Origin of the sequence: Mesorhizobium sp. M7A.F.Ca.US.007.01.2.1 (genome assembly GCF_003998165.1) — a bacterium.
Lineage (GTDB): Bacteria > Pseudomonadota > Alphaproteobacteria > Rhizobiales > Rhizobiaceae > Mesorhizobium > Mesorhizobium ciceri.
Genome location: NZ_RZQP01000434.1, coordinates 1 through 2,134, shown reverse-complemented (window position 1 = coordinate 2,134; position 2,134 = coordinate 1). Strand labels below are relative to the sequence as shown.

The following is a 2,134-nucleotide window of genomic DNA, read 5'->3' as shown; positions in this document are numbered from 1 at the left end:
CCTTGAGCCTGACCTTGTCCTGAGGTCCGAAGAGGTACTCGGCAGCCACCGTCGGCAAGGGGCAGGCAGCCGCCGCCAATGAAGCCGCCGCCACTGTCACAAGCCATTTCCGCATTGTCTTCCCACCTTCAGATTTTCAGGATGTATTCGGGTTCGATTCGTCCCATGGCGATGTGCCGGATCGCCAGCATGTTACCCCTGAGCCTGCCCCTGCGATCGATATACGGCTCAGGCCGCAGGCTCTTTGCGAGATTCGCGGCGATATTCCTGAACATCAGCGGAAGTGCGAAAGAGGCCGGAACGGAGCCCTTCCTGATCAGATAGATCGCGTTCGCAACCTGGGAGTAGCCGAACCGCTCGCCGCTGACCCGCCCTGTCTTGATACCGAGATGGACGCCCGTGATCGCGGTCACGCAGACCACGCGGCCTTTGGATCTCATTTGGCTGGTGAAGTCGATGTCTTCCTGCCAGCCGTACAAGACGAGGCGCTCGTCGAAGCGCAAATCGCCCACAAGCGAGGAACGCAAGGACATGTTGCATCCGTATGCTCCGACATGGTCGACCACCGGCGGTCCATCATGTTTTTTGCCCTCGTTTTCCCGCAAGGCGGCTTCGGCATTTTCCCAGGTGAGGCCAGCATTCGTGGCACCGTCCCTGACGACCGTGCCCATCACCACCGCCCATCCGTCATTTTCCACGAAAGCTTTCTCGACCTGCTGCAGATATTCGGCGGACGGAACGAAATCATCGTCGAAGAATGTGATGATGTCGAAGCGCCCCAGGGAAGGTACGAGAGCCCTGTTCCGCTGGGCAGCCAGTCCTTTCGGTCCGAAAACGAGTGACACCTGGAAAGGACAGCTTTCCGGCAGGTCGACATGCGAGGCGTCGGGCGCCGACACTATGACCTCATCAGGAAGCCTCGTCTGGCCGCCCAAATATCCAAGCAAACGCCCGACCTGTCCGCTGCGGCCAAGCGTCGGGATGATCACTATGAGTCTCATGCTCGATCCAGCTTCGGTTCCGCCGAAACCTAGACCGACGAGTGGACCGACACAGCCTGCATAAAAGGAGACGGGAGGAGCCTGGCCTACCGCCGGACACAGGCTTTCGGAGTATCCCGGTGACGGACCACATCCGCAAGTATTAGATGGCCATGCGCCCGTAGCGGTGTGTAGCCGATCGGACAGCTTGCCGGAGCAACGACATGGAATGGAGACTGCCAGCCTTATGAGGCTAGGGGGAACCATGCTCCACGAACGCTCTTCCGATTTGGCCGTCGCTGCCAAGATCGATGTATCCATCGAAGAATTGCCGGCCGCGCCGGGGCCCGGCTTCGACAGCAATGCCAGGATAGCGATCGTTCATGACTGGTGCCCGAATTTCCGGGGAGGGGAAAGGGTTCTTGCGCAAATCTGCAAGCAGTTCCCCAACGCCGAAGTCTTCACGCTTTTCGATTTCCTGCCACAAGAGGTGAAGGAGCAATATTTCCACGACGTGGAATTCCATACGTCTGCGGCCAACCGGATACCGATGGTCCATAAGTTCTATCGATCCCTCTTCTTTTTCTGTCCCTTTCTGATCGAGCAATTCGACGTGACGGGATACGACGCGGTGATCTCGTCGTCGGCCGCCTTCTCGCGCGGCGTCATCACCAGGCCGGACCAGCCGCATCTGTGTTATGTGCACAGTCCCGTCCGCTACGCCTGGGATGAACAATTTTCCTATCTTCAGCAGGGACGGCTTGGTTTCGGCCCCAAGGGAATGCTCTATCGCTACATGCTCCATCGCCTGAGGACATGGGATACGAGAACCGCGCACGGTCCGGACCTGATGCTGGCGAACTCGAATTATGTCCGCTCCCGTATCCAGCACATTTACGGGCGCCAGGCGCGCGTCGTTTTCCCCCCGGTCACACTGGGCGAATTGCCTTGTGTGGAGGATAAGGACGATTACTACGTTTCAGCGTCCTTCCTCGCCCCCTACAAGCGCACCGACCTTGTCATCCGGGCCTTCAACGAAATGCCGTCGCGGCGACTGGTCATCGTTGGCGAAGGGCAGCAATCAGCCTGCTTGCGGGCGCTTGCCGGTCCCAACGTCACCTTCTCGGGCTACCTGCCCCGGAAAGACTATGTGG

At 59.0% G+C, this 2,134-nt stretch carries 2 protein-coding genes; one reads left to right on the top strand and one right to left on the bottom strand.

Annotation, left to right across the window (positions count from 1 at the left end):
• Nucleotides 1–128: 128 nt before the first annotated feature.
• Entirely contained in the window at nucleotides 129–1,001 is an 873-nt protein-coding gene (locus tag EN949_RS34785; protein ID WP_063170851.1) for a glycosyltransferase family A protein, read from the bottom strand.
• A gap of 244 nt (nucleotides 1,002–1,245) precedes the next feature.
• On the opposite strand from EN949_RS34785, the gene EN949_RS34780 reads away from it, so the two are divergent.
• A partial coding sequence (locus tag EN949_RS34780) for a glycosyltransferase (protein ID WP_245472583.1) occupies nucleotides 1,246–2,134 on the top strand: 889 nt, incomplete at its 3' end.